Here is a 19,605-nt window from a genome sequence, read left to right on the forward strand (position 1 = left end):
TGATATGGCGCGGTATAACCGGGTGTTATACCGCGCCATATGAAGAGCAGAGAATAAACTTAGACAGCGGGACGCAGCACGTAACCGGCACCGCGCACGGTGTGAATCATCGGTTCGCGACCCACATCAATCTTCTTACGCAGGTACGAGATGTACAGCTCCACAATATTTGCCTGACCACCAAAATCGTAGTTCCAGACATTATCAAGAATCTGACTCTTGGAGACCACGCGCTTCGCGTTCTCCATGAGGTAGCGCAGCAGGTCGAACTGGGTTGCGGTGAGGTTAATCTGCTCGCCACCGCGAGTGACCTCGCGGGTATCCTGGTTCAACACCAGGTCACCGACGACCAGCTCAGCGTCGTCAATGGCGGCAACGCCGGAGCGCTGCACCAGGCGGTGCAGACGGATCATGACCTCTTCCATGGAGAAGGGCTTAGTCACGTAGTCATCCGCACCGGCGGCAAGGCCTTCAATACGGTTATCGACCGAATCCTTAGCGGTCAGGAAAAGGCAGGGAACTTCGGGGTAGAACTTACGGATGCGGGTGAGCAGCTCCAGTCCGTCGAAGCCGGGCATCATAATGTCCAGCACGAGCACGTCGGGGCGCCAATCGCGGGCAATCGCGAGCGCGGAGGGGCCGTCGCCTGCGGACTGCACATCCCAGCCGATCATTTTCAGACCCATGCTGACGAGTTCCTTGAGCATCTCCTCATCGTCAACGACGAGGGCACGGATGGGGCTGCCGTCCGGGTGCTCGAGGGCGGGAAGGTTCTTGGCGATTTCGGTTGCTTTACTGCTCATGTGGTTAAGAGTATCGCGATTTAGGGTTCACAGTGGGGTAAGAGCCGGTTTTCAGCCTCAAACTTATGGAATGCTTGCCCGCATCACAGCTGGGGCACAGTTTCGCGCCGCTCATTATCCCAACCATGCGCGTTAACCCTTCAATACGGGTTCAATCTTTCGGTAAAATTTGTAGTAGCTTAGGTGATACTCAATCGCCTTTTATCGTTTCAGTGTGCCACCCCGACACAGGCGCCCCGACACCCGCAGAGGAGGACACATGCGCATTAGCCGTATTTATAACAACAATGTTGTCCTCACTGTGGATCATTACGGCAAGGAGTCCGTGATGATTGGTCGCGGCATTGCCTTTGGTAAGCGTAAGGGCCAGCTGATTGACCCGTCTGCAGTGGAGCAGACGTTTGTGCCTGAGAAGGGTATGTCGGGTGAGCGCCTGAGCATGACTCTTTCTGAGATCCCGGCGGAGATTCTGTCGATTGCCACACTTTTGGAGTCGAAGGTGCGCGCCGAGGGTGCGCTGGAGCTGTCGAACTCGTTTATTCTTCCGCTGGCTGATCACCTGCACTATGCGGTGGTTCGTGCGCGTGACGGGGTGCGGGTGCAGTATCCGCTCGCCCCGGAGGTGACTGTTCTCTACCCGCGCGAGGTGGAGTACGGCCGCACGGTTTTGGAAATGGTTCGCGAGCGCCTGCAGGTTGAGCTGGACCCGAATGAGGCTATTCCTTTGGCGTTGCACCTAGTCAACGCGCAATTTGCGACGGCGGATATGTCTCAGGCATTCCGCATGACTGAGGTTTTCGCGCAGGTTTTTGAAATTATTGAGGCGAGCTACGAGCGGAAGATCGACCCGGACTCAATGAGTGCGGCACGTTTTGTGACGCATCTGAGGTACCTGTTTGTGCGGGCGAGCCGCGCCTCCGCGAATCGCACGGAGGATGCTGATGAGGTGTCGCAGCCGAGTTTGTTGGCGGCTCTTCGTGCGGATGTACCGCGCGCCTACGCGTGTGCGCAGAAGGTTTTGTTGGTACTGCAGATGCAGCTGAAGCAGAGCCTGACTCGTGATGAGTTGACGTATTTGACGATTCATATTGCGCGTCTGGCGCGGGATATGTGGGGTATTAACGCGTAGCGGATGTTCGATAGAAAGCGACCGGGAGGGTTCTCGGTCGCTTTTTCTATACCCCAGATTTTTTCTACACCTCGGCTTTTTCTACGCCACGAAATCTATACCCCGGGATTCCGGTGAGGGGTTCGGGTGGTGGAATCTGGGAGTGAGGATTCTAGAGGGGTGCTGCCGGGCGGAACGTGGCCGTTAAAGGTGGGTTGCTATTTATATATACAACCTGTCACTAAATTGTCGTTTTCCCGGGTTTTCCTTCGCGCGTTAGCGCGTCGATTTAAATTTTGAAATGGCGGTTTATAACGGCGTATTCCAGAAATACCATTCTGTGGACAGACCGCAGGGAAATGTGGGTTTTTTATAAATCCCACATCTTTTGACTCGCATACCCATTTTTTGTTCGGTATTTTCTTTGTAAATTATTTTCTTGCACCATCGCAGTCAAAATATCCCGCAACAAGCACCTCGTCAGCCCGCGCATAAGATGCCGTCATTCCTGAAATTTCACAAAAATAACGCTTCACCCTCCACTTCGGCAACCATTCTTCGGTGTTCTGTTTAAATTTTTTACACCCTGGCAATAAATACGTGTTTTGACATCAAAAACCCATATTCCAACACTGATAAAAATGTCACAAGAACCTAAAGTGTGCATGCTTAGAAAAAACCCACAAAACACAAAAACAACGTGTTACTATCTGAGAATTATGAGGCCCTTCACGGGGCCACTACACACCATGTCACGAACACGAGAGGACCACTATGGTCACTATCATTGTGGCGGCACACGGCGAGTCGGCTCCGGCTCTGCTGAAGACCGCCGGCATGATCCTCGGTAACTTCGAAAACGTCCACCCGGTCACGTTCCTGCCGGGTCAGGGCCCCGAAGATCTCGTCGAAGAGTACACCCGCATCGTTGAGGCGTCCGAAGCAGAGGAAACCCTGCTGCTGGTCGACCTCTTCGGCGGTAGCCCCTACAACGCCGGTGCGCAGTTCGCAGCTACCCGCGAGGGCGTCGACGTCGTCTCCGGTGTTAACGTACCGATGCTTATTGAGGTCATCTCCGGCGCAGGCCGTAAGAACGCAACCCTCAAGTCCCTGGTCGCTAAGGCGCACAAGGCTGGCACTAAGGGTATTCGCTCCTTCCAGGAGGCGAACCAGCCCGCAGCCGCCAAGCCCGCCGAGGCGAAGCCCGCAGAGACCAAGGCGGTCGAGGTTCCGGCTGCTCAGCAGGTTCCTGGCGGCACCATGGACGCTATCTTCACCCGCATCGACTCCCGCCTGATTCACGGTCAGGTGGCAGGAACCTGGGTTCCGCATATCGCACCGCAGACCTTCATCGCGGCATCCGATAATGCGGCACACGATCAGCTGCGCAAGTCCCTGCTGCTGCAGGTCGCACCGACCAGTGTGAAGACCAACGTCCTGGACATCGCTAAGGCTGGCCGCGTGTACAACAACCCCAAGTACACCGGCATGAAGACCATGTTCGTCGTAGAATCCCCCGTTGACGTGGTGCGACTGCTCGACGAAGGCGTCAAGATCAACGAAGTGAACGTTGGTGGCGTCACCTTCAAGACCGGCATGGTTCAGCTCTCGGACGCAGTGTACGCCTCCGAGGAGCACCTGGAAGCCTACCGCGAACTCATTAAGCGCGGTGTGAAGCTGACGGTGCAGCAGCTGCCCAACCACTCCCCGGTTGATTTGGAAAAGATCCTCAAGCAGAAAGGCCTGGACGCATGAGCGCCCTGACGTTTATTCTCGTTGTTCTCGTGGCGTTCATTGCGGGCGTCGCATCCGTGGTGGACGAGCGTCAGTTCCACCGCCCCCTGGTCGCTTGTACCCTGATGGGTTTTGCGCTGGGTGACCCGACTACCGGCATTATGCTCGGTGGCGCACTGGAGCTCATCGCCCTGGGCTGGATGAACGTCGGTGCGGCAATGGCTCCCGACTCGGCTCTAGCATCCACCATCTCCGCTGTTGTTGTGATTCAGGGTCACCAGGACATCACCACCGGTATCGCTATTGCTGTGCCGCTGGCTGCAGCAGGTCAGGTTCTGACCATTTTCGTTCGTACCATTACGGTGTTCTTCCAGCATCAGGCTGATAATTTCGCGAAGACCGCGAACTTCCGCGGTATTGAGTTGATGCACATCAGCGGTATGGCTCTGCAGGGTCTGCGTGTTGCTATTCCGACCGCTATTGTGGCGCTGATTAGCTCCGAAGAGCTGACCCGCCTGCTGAACATGATCCCCACCGAGGTGACCGTTGGTCTGCGTATCGCCGGTGGCATGATCACCGTGGTCGGTTTCGCAATGGTCATCAACATGATGCGTTCGAAGGCTCTCATGCCCTTCTTCTTCCTCGGCTTCATTGCTGCTGCCGCTATCCCGGCAACCCAGTCGATTTCGATTGCTGGCACCGAAGGCGCGAAGGAACTCGTCGCAACCCTGTCCGGTCAGGCACAGTTCAACCTGGTTGCTATCGGTATTGTGGGCGCCTGCCTGGGTCTGCTGTACACCCAGCTGAACCCGCTCTTCCATAAGAGCGAGGCACCCGCCGCAGCACCGGCAGCCGCAGCAAACGACCTCGATAACGAGCTCGAGTAAGGAGCATCATCATGACTGAGAACAAGAACGTCGAGCTCGTTGAAGTTCCCGAGCTCACCCAGCGCGATAAGGTCGAAACCTACTTCCGCTCCACTTTCCTGCTTGGTTCGTTCAACTTTGAGCGTATGCAGTCCATTGGTTTCGCGGTTTCCATGATTCCGGCTATTAAGCGCTTCTACACCAAGAAGGAAGACCAGGCGGAGGCGCTGACCCGCCACCTGGAGTTCTTCAACACCCAGCCGTGGGTTGCATCCTCGATTATGGGTGTGACCGCTGCGATGGAGCGTGAGAAGGCAGCCGGTAAGGACATTGACGAGGCGGCTATCACCAACGTGAAGGTGGGCCTGATGGGCCCGCTGGCTGGTGTGGGCGACCCGATTTACTGGGGTACCGCACGTATTGTGCTGGCGGCTCTGGGCGCGTCCCTGGCGGTGACCGGTAATATTCTGGGCCCGCTGCTGTTCTTCTTCGGCCTGTCCGCGATTCGTTGGGCGACCCGCTGGTACGGCTTCAAGTACGGTTACGAGAAGGGTACCCAGATTGTGACTGAGGCGGGCGGTAACACCCTGCAGAAGATCACTCAGGGTGCGTCCGTGATGGGTCTGTTCGTGATGGGTGCGCTGGTGTACCGCTGGACGAGCGTAAACATTCCGTTGCCGCTAACCAGCTACAAGAACCAGGCTGGCGCGATGGTGGATGTGACCGTTCAGTCGGTTCTGAACGATCTGCTGCCGGGCCTTGCGTCGCTGGGTCTGTGCTTCCTGTGCATGTGGCTGCTGAAGAAGAAGGTCAACGCTATCTGGTTGATTTTCGCTCTGTTTGCCGTGGGTATCCTCGGTTCGTACCTGGGCTTCCTGGCTCTCTAAAAATCTGAGGAATGAGCCCTTTCACCCTTCAGTGAAGGCGTGAGATTCGGGGGCTATATCTCAAGTGGCGGGGGTGCGGTCGGTACACTTAAAAGTACCGGCGGCACCCCCGTTTTTCATGGGCGTTTTCTATCGGTTGCGGCGCACAATTCGCGGCAATGCAGCCCTCCCGCGAAGGAGTTTCTATGACCAAGTTGATGGCTTTCGACCTGGACGGCACGATCCTGTTTAACCGCGCCGTAGAGCCTGCTAATGAGCAGGCGATTGCCCGCTGGCAGGCGGAGGGTAACCTGGCGGTCTCATGCACGGGCAAGAGCATTTTTGCTACCCAGCTGGCGTTGAACCCGACCGCCATCCGCTTTGATTACCACGTGCTGTACACGGGTGCGGTGATTACCGACCGGCAGTACCGGGTGATTTACCATCAGCCTCTTCCGGTGAGTGTTGTGCAGGCGTGCTACGAGCATTTCAGCACCGTGGACGGCGTGGCGCTGTTCGCTACGACCCTGGATAACGATTACAGCCTGTGCGACCGGGTGGGCTCCTCCACGAATATCCTGCCGGAGTTCACCCCTCTGCCGGCTGATGACCTGCAGAACCACGAGTACGTGGGTGTACCCCTGTGGATTCCGGATGCTCAGGTTCGCGAGGCGGCGTACACCTGGATTCTGGAGCGTTTTGGTGATTCGGTGGACTGCCACAAGAACCAGGATTTCCTGGATATTGTGCCGCCCGCCTGTACAAAGGGCACCGGTCTGCAGCATCTGGTGGAGTACCTGCAGGCTGAGCATCCGGGTAGCTCCTATGAGGTGCATACGATTGGTGATTCGTGGAACGATATCGACATGCACCGCTACGCTGACCGTTCGGCGTCGTTCAGCTACTCCCCCGACGAGGTTAAGGCTGTTACCACCGATTGTGTGGATAAGGCGTACGAGTTTATTGAGGCTTCCCTGTAGAAGCTGCCGAGATGGCATTTAGGCGCGGCGAGCGCAGAGTGCCTGCCACCCGCTTCCGCGTACTCGCCGCTTCTCTCACGCGCACTCACCGCCTACTCCCCCGTTTCACGTGAAACACCCGCTTTCCCGTTACTCCCCGTGTACCCCCCCCCGTGAGGTTTCTATGTGCCCGCCTTCATCTAAATCCCCCAAACCCCAGCCCGGCAAGGATCAGTCTCAGAAGAGCCAGCAGGCCGAGCCTGCTCAGTCCTACGACCCGTCCAGCTTCTCCGACACCTTCCGCGCTATGGCGCGTGAATCACTTGTGAAGAACCAGAAGAACCGCCCGGACTCCCCCATCGTCTCCATTTCCCCGGTGCTGATTGTTTTGGGTGCCATTGCGGCGGCACTGTACGGGCTGTGGCAGAGCTGGGCGTGCCTCATTCCGCTGGTGCTGATTCTGGTGCTCATGTGGGTCCGCTACACGATGCAGCGTCAGGCGCTCAACGATTTCGCCGAGCTGGAGGCGGCACGCACCGCATGGAAGAAAACCCGCGACAGCCAGTACCTGGAGCTGATGGCGGCGCAGTCGGCGCGCATCCTGGATGAGAATAAGGCGCTGACCAAGCAGGCTCGCGCGCACGTGCAGGAGTACGCGGATTTCGCGGCGCAAAAGCTGGGTACTCAGCGCTAAAGACCCCGTTGCGCTCACCCCTCCCCAAAAGACAAAAGTATTCGACGAGCGTTAGTCGAGGTGAGCGTTCAGGCACAACAAAAGACCGTAACCACTCCCCTGTACGGGGGCGGTTACGGTCTTTTATTCACGTCAGATACCCTCTGCGGGGGTCTTTTACGTCTTAGGGGGTTACACCCTAGTTGGTCTTCTGCGCGGGTGCTTCAACGGGCTCTTCTGCGGCTTCCTCGACGGACTCCGCAGATCCTTCGTCTGCGCTGTCAGTAGCCGGAGCCTCGTCCAATCGCTGCACCACAGCGGGGCGGTCATCAAAGCCGCGGCGGGTGCCTCGGGCAGCCTTCGCCTCCATGGTGTACAGCTGCTCGCGATTCGTCAGCACCACCAGGGTCATGGCGTTCAGGCAGACACCCACAATGCACAGAATCCAGCCGATCAGCATGAACCGACCACCGGAAAGCACCGCGCCGGAAAGCATCAGGGCAACAGAAACCAGGTACGCCGGGGAAAGCAAAAACTTCGTATTCACTACCGACCTACCTAGCGTGCGTTGGAGCGGGGCTTGGGGGCACGACCCGAACGGGGACGCGAGGGCAGAACGCTCATACGGCCGGGGGCATGATCAACAATCGGCTGAGATTCGGTGGGCTCTTCCTCGCGGACCTCTGCAGTTTCAGCAGGCTCGGTCGCCTCAACGGTTTCAGCAGCCTCAGCGGGAGCTACTTCCTGGTTAGCCTGCGCCGCAGCTTCGTGCTCAACTGCCTCATGCTCAGCAGCTTCACGCTCTTCACGGCGGTGCTCCGAGCGCTCGCGGATGCGGTTCTCAACGGAGGATTCGAAACCGTCCAGGTTGGTCACCAGTGCGGGGGTTGGGTCACCCTTCGCCTTACCCACGGACAGCACAAAAGCAAGGACGTTCAGACCCAACGCAAGAATCAGAAGGATCCAGCCGAGCCACAGGAGCCAGGGGTTGGAGGTTCCGATCAAGAGTGCGCCGCAAAAAATCACGCCGAGGGAGGTCAGGTACGCAGGCGAGAGAGTCTTGAAATCCATGTCTACTTTCAATGTGTTCGTGAGTTTGAGAGAGCTAACGTACGGTCACTACGTTTCCTGTCTCATTTTAGGTGATAGTTGAGGCTTAATCTGCTTCTGCCCTTGTCTATCGCCTGTGAGCTAAAGACCAACGGGCTTATCTCGGTGGCGTAGGCAGGGGCAGAAACGTAACGTGCATGCACGCGGTGCAGGTACCGGCTAGGACGTGGGGGTTACCTCGTTGGTGACCAGAGGCGAGGCGGGCGCGTTCTCAACCACAGGGATTGCGCGGGTGCTCAGGGCGCCCTGGTGCTTCTTCCAGAGGTTGTAGCGTTCCATGGCAACCGCGCCGGCAGTCATGGCGGGCAGAATGAACATGCCGGAGGAGCGGATGCTTTCGGCCTGCGCCAGGATATCCAGCTTACGCACCACGCGGGTCACGTCGTGGGAGTCGTAGCGGTCCTGAGCAGAAATAACCTCGTTCTGCGCGGCAACGAGGGCGGCGTCGCGCAGGCGCACGAAGTCGTTCCTCTTGTCCTTAAGTTTCTCCATGTGCTGCTTGTATTCTTCGGGCAGCGCCTCGCTGATTTCATCGCGGCGGGTGATGGCGGAGCACATTTCCTTCACGCGGGCGTAGGTCTCGGGGTCGGTGGTTGCCTTCGCTTCAGCCTGCAGTGCCTCGAGGGCTGCGATCTGCGCGATCTTGAGCAGTTCGGGTACGGCGGTTTCTTCTTCGTGGTTAGCCCGCACGCCAAGGACCTTTACAAGCATGGGCAGGGTCAGGCCGGGTAGCACGAGGGTGAAGAAGAGCACGGAGAGCATCATGACGATGGCGTCCTGGCGGACCTGTTCGGTGCCGTTGACCACGGGGATAGACAGGGCAAGAATCAGGGTCACGAGGCCTCGCATGCCTGACCAGGTCATGACGATAACTTCGGCGAAGCTTTCGGGGGCGCCCTCGTGGATGGGGTTCTTGCGTCCTGCCAGCCAGACGATGGTGAACCAGATGAGGCGCACCAGGATGGCGACCAGTGCGACCAGTGCACCGTCAACAAAGAGGCCTGCAGTGCGGGAGGGGTCGGCGGTGGCGATGATGCTACTTGCCTGCAGGCCGATGAGGCCGAAGGCGACACCGGTCATGAGCAGCTCAATGATCTGCCAGAAGGAGGTGGAGGAGAGGCGTTCTTCCGCTTCGAGTGCCGCCATGTATTTGGTGCTGGTGAACTGGATAGCGCCGATGACCACGGCAATAACGCCGGAGGCGTGCACGCTTTCAGCAGCGAGGTAGGCGCCGAAGGGGATCACGAGGGTCACGGCGTTGCTGGTGACCACGTCGTGGGCGCGCTGGCGAACGTAGCCGCCGAGCCAGCCGAAAATGTAACCAATAATGACCGCGAGGATTGAACCGAGCACGAAGTCTTTAGCGACCGAGAGCGGCTCGATGTGGTGGCCGCTGGTCATGGAGTGAATTGCGGCGTGGAAGAGGACGATTGCGATAGCGTCGTTGAAGCTACCTTCGGTCTGCAGAGTACCGATGAGGCGGCGGGGAATTCCGACGGGCTCAGCAACTGCTTCCACGGCGACGGGGTCGGGCGGGGAGACGGCGGCACCGACGGCGAGGGCGACGGCGATGGTCATGCCGGGGACCCACCACATGGCTGCGCCGGCAATTGCCAGGGCGGAGACGGTGGTGAGCAGGACCGAATAGAGCAGTACGGATTTCCAGCGGCGGCGCAGGGTTCCCCAGGAGAATTTAACGCCGATGGCCCACAGCAGTGGCGGAAGGAAGATCGGCAGGATGATGTCGCTGTCGATGGTGATGTCCGGTCGGTTGGGGATGAAGAGCGCGGCAGCGCCGAGCAGGGTCATCATGACCGGCCAGGGGAGGTTGAGTCGGTCACCGACGCTGACCATGAACACGGTCGCAATCAGGATGATGACAATAACGGAGAGGTAAAGCATTGGTCCGGTGTTGTTCCTTTCGCGCGGCTAGGGTTAGTCGGCTACGTCTTTCTACTCTACCGGAGGGGCTCATTCCGCTTTTCGGATATGGGGGGGGTTCTGCAGCGTTTATTGTGGTGGTGTTTACCTCTAAGCCTAATGCTTTATGTGGAATATAGAGTTTTCCCCTGAATATCCTTGCTTTTCAGTAGGCTATTCAGGGGAAAATTCTATATTTGGAATATATCGATTAGCGTAGTTAGCTTTAGTGGGCTACTTCGAGCCGCATCCACCAGCACCACAGCCACAACCACCAGCGGGAGCTTCCTCCACGACCGGCTCGGGCTCGTCGTGGCCACCACAGCAGCCACCCTGTTCTTCCTTCGGCTCGTCGTGGCCGCCGCAGCAACCGCCGCCACCGTGAGAGTGGCCGTGAGACTCAGCCGGAGCTTCAGCGGAGGAACCGCATCCGCCCGAGCCGCAACCGCAACCACCGGCGGAAGGTGCCGGCTCCTCGTGGCTACCGCAGCCACCCGAACCGCAGCCACAGCCGCCACCGTCGACCGAGCCGCAGGCGGAGCCGCGTGCATCACGGTGACCCATGAGGTCTACGCCCAGGTCGGAGAGGTAACGCAGATAGCCTGCGAGGGCGTCGCGTCCACCGGTGCCGGAGATGACGATGCCGCCGTGACGCAGTGCCTTGAGCACCTCGTTGACCATGGGCCACTGCTCAATGTCGTCGGTAATGGTGATGGCGCTGACCACGTGCATTGCGAGGGAGGTCAGCGAGCGCAGAGACTGTTCGTAGCCTTCGGACAGGTGAATAACCTTGGCGGGTGCTGCCAGGCGCAGGATGGACAGCACGCGCATCAGCATCATGGGTACTGCATTTTCGGGTAGCAGTACGGTCACGCCGATTGCGGAGGACTCTGCAATACGTTCGATGGTTGCCGCGAGTTCTTCGGAGTCGATATCGCGGGAGATGTCCAGAACTTCGTAGGAGTCCACGGCGATGGAGCGGGTGCCCAGCGCATCGGCGAGCGCTTCATCTTCGGTGTGGATCGCAATCATGTTGCGGAATTCGTTGCGGCGCACGACGGAGGCTGCCTCGATGAGGGCGAAGTCCTGTCCTTCACCGTCCACGAGGAGGGTGTGGATTTCTTCGCGGTTGAGGCCTTCGCCTACGGTGGCGCGCTCGATTAGTTCAGAAAATGCATTGCTCATACCGAATATTAAACACCTGATTTCGGGGCGTGTGCCCGCGAGGTTTGCCTGCCTTGGCGGTTTTGGGCGGTTTAAGACGTGTTTTTATGCCGAGAGCGTGGGCGGCTACCTATTCTGTGTGTGCTGAAGCGTTTTTGGTGGCAAAAGCGCTCATGAAACGCGAACCGTTCGCTCCGGGTGAGTGAGAATCAACATTGCTTTTTGGGTTTGTGCCGCGTATTTGTTGGGTTTTTGTTTGCCGCGGGGTGCATCTTGCTCAAGATATAGAGTTGAACACCCTAAAATGAAAGGGTGGTACTTTCCCGTGAAAAGATTCTAGATACCGCCTACGAGGTCTTGGCGACCTACGGTTTGGCGGACCTTTCCATGCGCCGACTCGCTCAGGAGCTTCACGTGGCTCCCGGCGCTCTGTACTACCACGTGAAGAATAAGCAGCAGCTTCTCATTCTGTTGGCGGATTACATTCTGGCTCGTGCCCCGAAGTCGATGTCTGAGGAGGCTGAGCCGAATCCGGAGGCTATTCGCGCTTCGATGATTCGCCGCGGTGATCTTCTGTTCTCCCTGCTCTACCCGATTCGTGAGTGCCCTGAGGTGGTGCGTTTGAGTTTGACTCTGCACCCGCGTGAGTTGAAGCCGGTGGTGGCTATGGCTCATGAGTTCCAGGCTCTTGGTTTGGGTCATGCGGAGGCGCTGCGTCGTGCTCGTTTGTTGACTCATATTGCGTTGAGCCTGGTGGAGGAGTATCAGACTCTGCCGCTGATTTCGCCTCAGGAGGCTGTGGCGAGCGGCGATGTTCCTCTGATTGAGAATGCGTTTAACCGTTACCGCCAGGATTTGCTCTCTGCCATTGACACGATGATGGTGGTGCAGGAGCCTTATACGCAGGATGCGTAATCGCTTAGCCCTTCTTTTGGTTTATTAGTTATGTATGGTGCCCCGTGCTCCCTTGTGGGGGTGCGGGGCTTTTGCGTGCGTTGGTGCTGGCTGCTCTGCCGCGCCCTGGTACCTGCTGCGCCCTGGTACTGGTGCGGTTTGGCGACTGAGTCGATGTTCGCTGGTTTTCTGCTTTAGTCTAGAGGTGACACGTGCTTGTACCCGGAGTGTATCGGGTGCGCGAAGGGTGTCGTTTATGTTTTAGTGCCCTGTTGGGCTTTATCAGAGGTGTTCCATGTCGATGACCGCTACCGCCCAGTGGGCGGCTCTTCCGGACCATAGCGCGGAGATTGCGCGTGTGCGTGAGGAGTTTATTACTGCGTATGGTTATGAGCCGGATGGTGTGTGGTCTGCGCCTGGGCGTCTGAATCTTTTGGGCGAGTACATTGATTTTTTGGGTGGCTCGTGCCTGCCGATGCCGTTGCCGTACCGCACCTATGTGGCGGGTGCGTTGCGTCGTGATGGTGTGTTGCGCGCAGCTTCTTTGCAGATGCCCGGCGATGAGCGCACGGTCGTGATTCGCGATATTCAACCGGGTCATTTGAAGGGCTGGTTCACCTATGTGGCGGGTGTTGCGTGGGCGATGAATCAGGAGGGCGGCAGGGATATTATGCTGCCCGATGAGTTTGGTGCTGATCTGCTGATTAATTCTCGTGTTCCGGTGGGTGGCGGTTTGTCGTCTTCGGCGGCTTTGGAGTGTTCTACGGCGTTGGCGTTGTTGGAGCTTTCGTGTCCGGTGCGTGATGAGTGCCCGGAGGCGGATGCTACCCCAGCTGATAGTGATGCGTTGCGTGCGCGTCTGGCTCAGGTGTGTATTACGGCTGAGAATAAGATGGCTGGCGCGCATACGGGTGGCCTGGATCAGACGGCGTCGTTGCGTTCGTATCCGGAGCAGGCTCTGGTGGTTGATTTCCGTGATTTTTCGATTGAGCCGGTTGCGGTGGATATTGCTCAGCATGGCCTGAGTTTTTTGGTGATTGATACGAACACTCCGCATGAGCTGACGGATGGTGGTTTTGCGGCTCGTCGTGCGGCGTCTGAGGCGTGCGCTGACGCTTTGGGTCTGCGTTTTTTGCGTGATGCCCTACCGGAGGATTTGTCGTGTGCGGGTATGGATGCGCGTGCTGCGAAGGCGTGGCGTGCTGACTTGGTAGATTCTTCGGTGAATCGTGCCTTGGATGCTCTGGAGGACGCGGGTCGCCCGTGTTCGTTCCCGCGTGGTTGGGTGCGTCATGCGTTCCACGATATGACTCTGGTGGGTCGTGCGAGCTATTTGCTGCAGCATGCTGATGAGTTGGGCTTTGCGGCGTTTGAGGAGGCGGGCCGTATTTTCACGGAGTCTTTTGTGTCGATGCGTGATGAGTTGCGTGTTTCTCGCCCTGAGATTGATGATGCGGTGCAGGTGTGCCTGGATCGGGGCGCGTTGGGTGCCCGTATTGTGGGTGGCGGTTTTGGTGGCGCGGTGATGGCGCTGATTCCGACCTCTCAGCTGGAGGTTGCCGCGGATGCGGTGGCGACTGCGTATGCTGTGCGCGGCTATGCGGCACCTCGTTTTTTGCCGATGGTTGCTGGTTTTGCGGCGTCTCATGATTGGGCTGCGGGCGCTGCTCCTACGGATATTCCGGTGTTGTAGGGTTGGGCGCTGAGGTCTGTCATAAATCGGCGGGGTGTCATAGGGGTGTTTTTTCAGGGGTTTGAACAATATTCTTAGCTGGAAGTTTCCTGCGAGTTTCTGCAATTTCCCTCCGGTTATCCCCCGTAATAACGCGCTGACAAGCCATAATTTTTTGGTCATTGGTCAAAAGTTGCGCCACGTTTTCTGAGGGTGGTTTTTCTTGCCTTCGCGGGTATGTACACTTATCGACGGACGCAATCCGTGAGCTGTAAAGTTTCGATGCGCATAGTCCGGCATATGGATAGCATCTACACTGGGTTCGACCGTCACATACAAGCCCAGCTTGCAGGTTTCGTCCACCAAAGCATCACACTCCAGTTTTCTGCCCGCCCCGGGCAGGTACCTCACCAAGAGTGAGGCTTTAGAGCGCGAAAGCGCAGAAAGGAGGCCCCCGTGGGCTTCGATATCAAGGGTACCGTTGAGCAGGGCCTCGACAAGGCTCAGGAAGTCATCAACGAAAAGGCTGGCAAGGAGGTCGTCACCGACGAGCACGTTGCCAAGGTTGAAGAGGTCGTGACCGAGAACGTCTCCAAGCTGACCGAGAAGTTCGGCAAGTAAGGCGACAGCCTCCTTTGGATTGGCGCCCTGCCTCGCCTCCTCATGGGGTAGGGCGCCATTTCCCTGGGTTTGCATTACAGGCTTTCACTCAACATCTCTCTCAAATAATGGGGCGTTCTGCCCCGCCTGGGTTCTTTCATTCACCGACTCACTCGGCATATTGCTCAGCTTCGGTTACCGTCTGGTAGCCTGTTTTCACTCTTCTTTTACTCTTACTCAGCACAAGTACTCGCGCTTTCTCGCGAACTGTATACGCCCCGCATCATTGGTCCGGCAACCTTGGTGTGGGGCGTATGCCGTTAATGCGCGGGGGAAGGCATCTGGGGCGGGGCACAGGCTTCTGGAGAGCAGGGTGAAGGCTTCTGCGGGAGTGCTGCACGGGCTGCCGGGGTGCGGCGCGGGCGTTCGCCCGATGAGGGCCTCTCCCCCGCACCTACGTACTCAGGCTATGCTTGATACATCAACTTATTGAGCTGCGCCCTCAGGCAGGTTTTAGCGCCTCCTGGAGACCGCGGAGCACCCTGTTTATGGAGGAACTATGTTTGAACGTCAGCAGTCCGATCAGCAGAAGGCACGCGAGGTCATGAAGGATGGCGGCGTCGTCATTTATTGGCGCCCCGGCTGCCCCTACTGCGAGGCTCTGGATTCTAAGCTGGGCGAGCTGGGCGACCACGCTACCTGGGTCAACATTTGGGAGGATCCGCAGGCTGAAGCGCACGTGAAGTCCCTCAACGACGGCAACGCAACCGTCCCCACCGTGGATACCGGCGACACCCACTTTGTGGTCGCTGACCTGGTGAGCCGCAACAAGGTGAAGAAGCTGATCCAGAACACTCTCGACGCTGGCGGCGAGGCTTAAGATGACTCGCCCGGCGCTGAACCGCGATACGACGGTCTGCATTTCCTTGTCTGGTCGCCCGTCGAATCACGGCATTAAGTTCCACAATTACCTGTACGAGAAGCACGGTCTGGATTACCTGTACAAGGCGATGACCACCACCGACATTGAGGGTGCTATCGCCGGCGTACGTGCTCTGGGTATTCGTGGCTGCTCGGTGTCTATGCCGTTTAAGCAGGCTGTTATCCCGCTGATGGACGATATGGACCACTCAGCTGCGGTTATTGGTGCGGTGAACACGATTGTGAACACTGACGGCTTCTTGAAGGCGTACAACACGGATGTGATTGCGGTGGCCTCCCTGCTGCGTTCGCATAATGTGGATCCGTCTCTGCCGTTCCTGCTGCGCGGTTCGGGCGGTATGGCTGCGGCTGTGGCTGGTGCGTTCTTTGATGCGGGCTTCTCGCAGGGCATGATTATTGCCCGTAACGAGGAGACCGGCCGCGCGCTGGCTGAGCGTTACGAGTACGCCTGGGCGCCGGAGGTGGGCAACCTGCGAGCGCCGATTCTGGTGAACGTGACCCCGATTGGCATGGCTGGCGGTGAGGAGAGCGAGGAGCTGTCCTACCCGCAGGAGGCTATTGCTGAGGCACAGGTGGTCTTTGACGTGGTGGCGATGCCCGTTGAGACTCCGCTGGTTCGTGCGGCTCGCGCGGCGGGTAAGGAAGTTATTCACGGCGGCGAGGTGATTGCTCTGCAGGCCGCTGAGCAGTTCCGCCTGTACACCGGCGTGGAGCTCACCCCCGAGGAGGTTGAGGAGGCGGAAGCTCAGGCGAACTAGGTTCGCACCCGCTGCTTCTTTGCCCCGTAAGGGGCTCGATACGTGAAAGTGCCCGGAAGGTTGATCCTTCCGGGCACTTTTTGTTGGTGCGTAGCACCGGAATTTTTTGTAATTACACACACCCTGGTATTTAAGGTTTTCCACATCTGTGGAGAAATCTGGGGAAAACTCTTACACCCGTGTAATTCACCCCGTGTAATTCGGTTGTTTTAGCCTGTATCCACAGGTTTTTAACATGTACTCACACTCGTGGAATTACACGAATGTAGTTATACACAGTGTGGAAAACTGCTGTGGATAACGTGTCTCTGCACCGGATTTCCGCGGTTTTCCAGGCTTAATACCTGCCGTTGAGCCACTGCTGCGGGCTCTGCGGCGGCGGATTCGAGGACTCGGGTTTCTTCACGAACGGGATAATCAGCAGGGTTGCTAGTGCGCCACTGACAAGACCGCCAAAGTGTCCCGCGTGAGAAATATTCGGGTGGAAGAGGCTCTGCACAACGTCAATACCCATGAGCAGAATAAAGAGGCGTGCAGTATCCTTCTGCTTCCGAAGAAGCAGAAGGACGAAGAACGCGCCGTAGAGGCCGTACACACCGCCTGATGCGCCCACGGCACCACGGTAGTAGGTGAAGAGGTACACACTGCAGCCGGCACCTACGGTAGCCGCCATATATACAAAGAGGAATTTCCACCGCCCCATCATGCGTTCGAGGGACACACCGAAGATGAAGAGGTAAATCATGTTCCACACCAGGTGCATCGGGTCAGTTTGCGAGTGCACAAACCCGTGCGTGATGAGGCGGTAGTACTCGCCGTGGTGGACACGGGGACCAGACATCATGCCGAGATTGTGTACCCAGCGGAACGGAATGATCAGCTGCAGGCCGTACACCACGACATTAATCAGGATGAGCGTGTACGTAATATGCCAGTGACGGGCGATGAAGGAACGCTTCGGGCTCGAGGCGCCTCCATTGAGGTCACGGTAGCAATCGGGGCAGACTACACCCGCATCCTGTGCCGTCTGGCATTCACCGCAGATGGTGCGGTTGCAGCGCCCGCACTGGGCGTAGCTGACACGGTCGGGGTGGTTGACGCAGACCGTGGGGCTCTGCCCGTAGTTCATGTAGTTGGGAAAGTTCTCCACTGACCCTCCAAAGATTTTGTGCCGGATTTTCCGAAGATTTTTCACGTATTTTCAGGCTTAGTACCTGCCGTTTTGCCATTGCTGCGGACTCTGTTGCGGCGGATTCGAGGACTCGGGCTTATCCACAAGCGGGACAAACAGCAGTGTCAACAGCACACCACCGATAAAACCACCCGCGTGGCATGCGTGGGAGATATTCGACGGGGTCAGAATGCTATAGATGATGTTCGGGGCAGTAATCATGACGAACACTCGTGCGGTGTCCTTCTGCTTCATGATGATTAGCAGGGTCAAGAACGAGCCCATGAGACCGAATAGACCACCGGAGGCACCCACCACGCTCGTTCCAGGAGCCAGCACATACACGCCTAATGCACCAAAGATGATAGAGCCCAGGTACACCACAAGGAACTTCCATCGCCCAATCATGCGTTCGAGGGACACACCGTAGATGAAGAGGTTAATCATGTTCCACACCAGGTGCATCGGGTCGTTCTGCATGTGCAGAAAACCGTAGCTGATGATGCGGTAGTACTCGCCGTGCTGGACATAGGGCCACCAGATGTTGCCATGCCTAACCACCCATTCGTTGGGAATAAGCTGTTGCAGACCGTACATCGCGACGTTAATCAGAATGAGCGTGTACGTAATATGCCAGTGGCGCGCCAGGAACGAGCCTTTCGCCTTCGAGCTACCGCTTTTAAGTTCGCGGTAGCAATCGGGGCAGACCATGCCCACATCCAGCGCTACCTGGCATTCGCCGCAGACGGTGCGGTTGCAGCGCCCGCACTGGGCGTAGCTAACGCGGTTGGGGTGGTTGACGCAGACGGTGGGGGTCTGCCCGTAGCCTGCGTAGTTGGGAAAGTTCTCCACTGAACCTCCAGGGGTCGTGTGCCGGATCAACCGGGGTGGTGTGCGGGGGATGGCGCGCGCGGGCATATAAGCGCAGGGGCCCACCGGAAGAATCCTGGCGGGCCCCTGAACTATACGTGTTTTCTCAACACCTTCAGCAGAATGCTCGTATGAGCCTTCTGATGGGGTTTATTAGAGCTTTTCGATGTCGATCGAGGAGATGACAACGTCCTTGACCGGGCGGTCCTGGAAGCCGGTCTCAACGCTCTCAATAGCGTCAACAACCTTCTTGGATGCCTCGTCGGTGACCTCACCGAAGATGGTGTGGCGGCCGTTCAGCCAGGGGGTCTCAACGGTGGTGATGAAGAACTGAGAACCGTTGGTGCCGGGGCCTGCGTTAGCCATTGCCAGCAGGTAGGGCTTGGAGAAGGAGAGCTCGGGGTGAATCTCGTCCTTGAACTGGTAGCCGGGGCCACCAACGCCCATGCCCAGGGGGTCGCCACCCTGAATCATGAAGTCCTTGATGATGCGGTGGAACACGACGTCCTTGTACAGGGGGGTGTTCATGATTTCACCGGTGCGGGGGTGCTTCCACTGACGGGAGCCGTCAGCGAGGCCGATGAAGTTCTCAACAGTCAGCGGTGCGTGGTTGCCGAAGAGCTCGACGACGATGTCACCGTAGTTAGTGTGGATAGTTGCCTTAGCAGTTGCATTAGTCATGGCTCTATTGTGGCACGGGGCGGCGCTCATTCGCCATCTAACATGTTTTTTCGCCCCGGGCGCACCGTCGAGCGGGCTTTTTGGGCGGGAATTGAATATCCTGAGAGGTGAACACTACGCGCGCGGCGGCGTTTTCTAGTCGCTGGCGCATTTCAACCGATGGAGGTCACCCCATGTTCTGCTGCAAGAAGCGCAAGGCACGCAAGGCTGCTAAGGCTCAGGCTGTTGTCTCTTCCCTGGCTGCTGTTGAGTCCGCACTGGAAGGCAAGACCGCTGAGATGTTCGCTGAGAAGCTGACCGGCAACAAGAAGGCCCTGAAGAAGGCTCGTAAGGCTACCGCGAAGACCGTTCGCGCCGCTGAGAAGGAACTGGCTCGTATCGAGCGTAACGGCGGCAAGCGCCCCCGTAAGGGCCTGGCATTCCTGGGTCTGCTGGTTGCGCTGGGCGTTGCAGGCGCAGCAGCTTACAACGCAGCTCGTCCCGTGGAGGATCCCTGGAAGAACGCATAAGCGTGGGGTTCCCCGTATCTTTTTCTCTAAGGCTTTCTGAGGCGCCGCTGGCGGCGTGAGGGAGCGCTTTATGAGAGATAGCCGCCCGCTAGAGTTTTACTCTGACGGGCGGCTATTAGTTTATTTTTTCGGGGTGTTTGTTTTTTAGGGGGGACAGGGGCGAGAGGAGGAGCTAAAGATAGAGCACTGAATCTCCCCGGGTGCACCCTGCGGTATTTCCCCTAACATACCCGGATATACAAAGAACCCCATGTCTTTCGACATGGGGTTCTCGGTTCAAAAATAAACCGGCGATGACCTACTCT

The 19,605-nt window shown here is 57.8% G+C and carries 20 protein-coding genes; 12 read left to right on the forward strand and 8 right to left on the reverse strand.

The genetic code is table 11. The features are described 5' to 3' along the window. Positions 1-59: 59 nt before the first annotated feature. The gene (locus HMPREF2682_RS06425) at positions 60-803 is read right to left on the reverse strand and encodes a response regulator transcription factor (RefSeq protein WP_005504149.1); all 744 of its coding nucleotides are present in this window, start codon (positions 801-803) and stop codon (positions 60-62) included. Between the two features lie 259 nt (positions 804-1,062). Here HMPREF2682_RS06425 and HMPREF2682_RS06430 point away from each other — a divergent pair, with 259 nt between their 5' ends. The 6 genes from HMPREF2682_RS06430 to HMPREF2682_RS06455 all read left to right on the forward strand — a co-directional run bounded on the left by HMPREF2682_RS06430 (position 1,063) and on the right by HMPREF2682_RS06455 (position 7,030). Further along, positions 1,063-1,932 (forward strand): PRD domain-containing protein, encoded by an 870-nt coding sequence (locus tag HMPREF2682_RS06430; protein ID WP_070832452.1) that lies wholly within the window; start codon positions 1,063-1,065, stop codon positions 1,930-1,932. 753 nt (positions 1,933-2,685) lie between these two features. After that, complete coding sequence (locus HMPREF2682_RS06435) at positions 2,686-3,666, forward strand: mannose/fructose/sorbose PTS transporter subunit IIA (protein ID WP_049326832.1); 981 nt, start codon at positions 2,686-2,688, stop codon at positions 3,664-3,666. Then, on the forward strand, positions 3,663-4,532 hold the full coding sequence (locus HMPREF2682_RS06440) for a PTS mannose/fructose/sorbose transporter subunit IIC (RefSeq protein WP_070832455.1): 870 nt from the start codon (positions 3,663-3,665) through the stop codon (positions 4,530-4,532). The genes HMPREF2682_RS06435 and HMPREF2682_RS06440 overlap by 4 nt, the downstream gene beginning before the upstream one ends. Positions 4,533-4,543: 11 nt before the next feature. Then, positions 4,544-5,398, forward strand: coding sequence for a PTS system mannose/fructose/sorbose family transporter subunit IID (locus HMPREF2682_RS06445; RefSeq protein WP_070605272.1), 855 nt, complete (start codon positions 4,544-4,546; stop codon positions 5,396-5,398). 185 nt (positions 5,399-5,583) lie between these two features. Beyond that, positions 5,584-6,357 carry an HAD-IIB family hydrolase gene (locus tag HMPREF2682_RS06450; protein ID WP_005504140.1) on the forward strand — a complete coding sequence of 258 codons (774 nt, stop codon included), beginning with the start codon at positions 5,584-5,586 and terminating at the stop codon, positions 6,355-6,357. 163 nt (positions 6,358-6,520) lie between these two features. Further along, positions 6,521-7,030 (forward strand): hypothetical protein, encoded by a 510-nt coding sequence (locus tag HMPREF2682_RS06455; RefSeq protein ID WP_005507996.1) that lies wholly within the window; start codon positions 6,521-6,523, stop codon positions 7,028-7,030. A 178-nt stretch (positions 7,031-7,208) separates the two neighbouring features. Here HMPREF2682_RS06455 and HMPREF2682_RS06460 read toward each other — a convergent pair whose 3' ends face one another. The 4 genes from HMPREF2682_RS06460 to HMPREF2682_RS06475 form a co-directional block, all read right to left on the reverse strand. Next, entirely contained in the window at positions 7,209-7,556 is a 348-nt protein-coding gene (locus HMPREF2682_RS06460) for a hypothetical protein (protein WP_005507997.1), read from the reverse strand. 11 nt (positions 7,557-7,567) lie between these two features. Continuing rightward, on the reverse strand, positions 7,568-8,080 hold the full coding sequence (locus HMPREF2682_RS06465) for a hypothetical protein (RefSeq protein WP_005507998.1): 513 nt from the start codon (positions 8,078-8,080) through the stop codon (positions 7,568-7,570). Between the two features lie 198 nt (positions 8,081-8,278). After that, positions 8,279-10,021 carry a cation:proton antiporter gene (locus HMPREF2682_RS06470; protein WP_005507999.1) on the reverse strand — a complete coding sequence of 581 codons (1,743 nt, stop codon included), beginning with the start codon at positions 10,019-10,021 and terminating at the stop codon, positions 8,279-8,281. Positions 10,022-10,273: 252 nt separating this feature from the next. Then, positions 10,274-11,224 carry a biotin synthase gene (locus HMPREF2682_RS06475; RefSeq protein ID WP_070832459.1) on the reverse strand — a complete coding sequence of 317 codons (951 nt, stop codon included), beginning with the start codon at positions 11,222-11,224 and terminating at the stop codon, positions 10,274-10,276. Positions 11,225-11,515: 291 nt separating this feature from the next. Here HMPREF2682_RS06475 and HMPREF2682_RS06480 point away from each other — a divergent pair, with 291 nt between their 5' ends. The 5 genes from HMPREF2682_RS06480 to HMPREF2682_RS06500 all read left to right on the forward strand — a co-directional run bounded on the left by HMPREF2682_RS06480 (position 11,516) and on the right by HMPREF2682_RS06500 (position 16,069). After that, positions 11,516-12,118 (forward strand): TetR/AcrR family transcriptional regulator, encoded by a 603-nt coding sequence (locus HMPREF2682_RS06480; RefSeq protein WP_005504130.1) that lies wholly within the window; start codon positions 11,516-11,518, stop codon positions 12,116-12,118. A 274-nt stretch (positions 12,119-12,392) separates the two neighbouring features. Next, on the forward strand, positions 12,393-13,790 hold the full coding sequence (locus HMPREF2682_RS06485; protein WP_070832461.1) for a galactokinase: 1,398 nt from the start codon (positions 12,393-12,395) through the stop codon (positions 13,788-13,790). A gap of 435 nt (positions 13,791-14,225) precedes the next feature. Beyond that, a complete protein-coding gene (locus HMPREF2682_RS06490) occupies positions 14,226-14,390 on the forward strand; it encodes a hypothetical protein (RefSeq protein ID WP_005504128.1) in 165 nt (54 codons plus the stop codon). 538 nt (positions 14,391-14,928) lie between these two features. Further along, positions 14,929-15,249 (forward strand): glutaredoxin domain-containing protein, encoded by a 321-nt coding sequence (locus HMPREF2682_RS06495; protein WP_012902647.1) that lies wholly within the window; start codon positions 14,929-14,931, stop codon positions 15,247-15,249. Between the two features lies 1 nt (position 15,250). Continuing rightward, positions 15,251-16,069, forward strand: a complete 819-nt coding sequence (locus HMPREF2682_RS06500; protein ID WP_049354130.1) for a shikimate 5-dehydrogenase — start codon at positions 15,251-15,253, stop codon at positions 16,067-16,069. A 337-nt stretch (positions 16,070-16,406) separates the two neighbouring features. Here HMPREF2682_RS06500 and HMPREF2682_RS06505 read toward each other — a convergent pair whose 3' ends face one another. From HMPREF2682_RS06505 to HMPREF2682_RS06515, 3 genes are all read right to left on the reverse strand, one after another. Next, positions 16,407-17,219, reverse strand: a complete 813-nt coding sequence (locus HMPREF2682_RS06505; RefSeq protein WP_083309225.1) for a rhomboid family intramembrane serine protease — start codon at positions 17,217-17,219, stop codon at positions 16,407-16,409. 57 nt (positions 17,220-17,276) lie between these two features. After that, complete coding sequence (locus HMPREF2682_RS06510) at positions 17,277-18,092, reverse strand: rhomboid family intramembrane serine protease (protein WP_070832464.1); 816 nt, start codon at positions 18,090-18,092, stop codon at positions 17,277-17,279. A gap of 171 nt (positions 18,093-18,263) precedes the next feature. Continuing rightward, positions 18,264-18,791, reverse strand: coding sequence for a peptidylprolyl isomerase (locus HMPREF2682_RS06515; protein ID WP_049352247.1), 528 nt, complete (start codon positions 18,789-18,791; stop codon positions 18,264-18,266). A 173-nt stretch (positions 18,792-18,964) separates the two neighbouring features. Here HMPREF2682_RS06515 and HMPREF2682_RS06520 point away from each other — a divergent pair, with 173 nt between their 5' ends. After that, positions 18,965-19,300, forward strand: coding sequence for a hypothetical protein (locus tag HMPREF2682_RS06520; protein WP_049345994.1), 336 nt, complete (start codon positions 18,965-18,967; stop codon positions 19,298-19,300). The last annotated feature ends 305 nt before the right edge of the window (positions 19,301-19,605 follow it).

This window comes from Rothia sp. HMSC061D12 (genome assembly GCF_001836735.1).
GTDB lineage: Bacteria > Actinomycetota > Actinomycetes > Actinomycetales > Micrococcaceae > Rothia.